General features: G+C 70.1%; 2 protein-coding genes. Both read left to right on the top strand.

Annotated features, from left to right (window positions below; genetic code table 11):
• Positions 1–178: 178 nt before the first annotated feature.
• Entirely contained in the window at positions 179–658 is a 480-nt protein-coding gene (locus ABZ260_RS50915) for a YbjN domain-containing protein (RefSeq protein ID WP_355633143.1), read from the top strand.
• A gap of 34 nt (positions 659–692) precedes the next feature.
• Positions 693–1436: a phosphoglyceromutase gene (locus ABZ260_RS50910; RefSeq protein ID WP_355633140.1), complete on the top strand. Its 744-nt coding sequence runs from the start codon at positions 693–695 to the stop codon at positions 1434–1436.
• Positions 1437–1551 lie beyond the last annotated feature (115 nt).

Here is a 1551-nt window from a genome sequence, read left to right as displayed (position 1 = left end):
CGCACGATCCGTGCCCCGCACGCGCCCGCCGTCTCGCTCGGTGCGCGGATGAGCGCGGCGGCCTTCGGCTGGTCGGCCACCGCGGCCAGGCTGGCGGATGTCTACGCCGGGGCGATGGCGAACCTGCACCGGGTCCCCATCGCGGTCAATTCATGAGACCGGCTCGTAGGCTGGGCCCATGCGCGAAGTGATCGAGGCGGCGCTGAAGAGCGCGGACGTCTCCTACGAGCAGCCCAGGCCGGGGGCCTTCCTGGTGAGGCTCCCCGGCCAGCACAAGCTCGCCACCATGACCTGGCTGATCGTCGGCGACCAGGCCCTGCACGTGGAGGCGTTCTTCTGCCGCCGGCCGGACGAGAACCACGCCGAGTTCTACCGCTGGCTGCTCACCAAGAACGGCTCCATGTACGGGGTGCACTTCGCCCTCGACCCGATCGGTGACGTCTACCTCGTGGGCCGGGCCCCGTTGGGGGCGATCACCGAAGAGGAGATCGACCGCCTTCTCGGGTGCGTGCTCACCTACTCCGACGAGGGGTTCGACCGCGCCCTGGAGCTGGGTTTCGCCACCTCGATCCGGCGCGAGTGGGAGTGGCGTGCCAAGCGCGGTGAGTCGCTCGCCAACCTCCAGGCATTCGCCCGCTTCGCCGATCCCGAGCGCTGAGGGGCACCGGGGGATGCCCACTAAGCTTGTCGGTATGTCGACTTTGGTGCTGCTCCGGCACGGTGAGAGTGAATGGAACGCCAAGGGTCTGTTCACCGGATGGGTGGACGCGGGACTCTCGGTCAAGGGCGAGGAGGAGGCACGGCGCGGAGGAAGGCTGCTGCTCGACGCCGGGGTGCGACCCGACGTGGTGCACACCTCGCTGCTGACCAGGGCGATCCAGACGGCCAACCTCGCGCTGGGCGCCGCCGACCTGCTCTGGCTGCCGGTCTCCCGGTCCTGGCGGCTCAACGAGCGCCACTACGGCGCCCTGCAGGGCAAGGACAAGGCGCAGACACGGGCCGAGTTCGGAGACGAGCAGTTCATGCTCTGGCGTCGCTCCTACGACGTCCCGCCGCCCGCGATCGCCGACGACGACGAGTTCTCCCAGTCCGGCGACCCCCGCTACGCGCTGCTGCCGAGCGAGCTGCTGCCCAGGACCGAGTGCCTCAAGGACGTCGTCGAGCGCATGCTGCCCTACTGGTACGACCAGATCGTGCCCGACCTCGCGGCCGGTAGGAGCGTGCTGGTCGTCGCGCACGGCAACTCGCTCCGGGCGCTGGTCAAGCACCTGGACGGGATCGGCGACGACGAGATCGCCGGGCTCAACATCCCCACCGGCATCCCGCTCCAGTACGAGCTGGACGCGGACTTCCACCCCGTCACCAGGGGCGGCCGGTACCTCGACCCCGCCGCCGCCGAGGCCGCCATCGAGGCGGTGGCCAACCAGGGCAAGTAGTCCCGGTCTCATCCGCAGGAACGTCAGGAGGGCCCGCCGACGAACTTGAGGACGGCGACGGCGAGGCCGGCCGACAGGGCCGTCACGGCGATCCAGAGCCACCAGGCGGGGGTGA

It is taken from the genome of Streptosporangium sp. NPDC006013 (assembly GCF_040614275.1).
In the GTDB taxonomy this organism is placed as follows: domain Bacteria; phylum Actinomycetota; class Actinomycetes; order Streptosporangiales; family Streptosporangiaceae; genus Streptosporangium.
This window is presented reverse-complemented; position numbering and strand designations above follow the sequence as displayed.

Coding starts and splice junctions, on each gene's coding strand:
- ABZ260_RS50915 (WP_355633143.1), top strand. CDS start 179: ATGCGCGAAGTGATCGAGGCGGCGCTGAAGAGCGCGGACGTCTCCTAC.
- ABZ260_RS50910 (WP_355633140.1), top strand. CDS start 693: ATGTCGACTTTGGTGCTGCTCCGGCACGGTGAGAGTGAATGGAACGCC.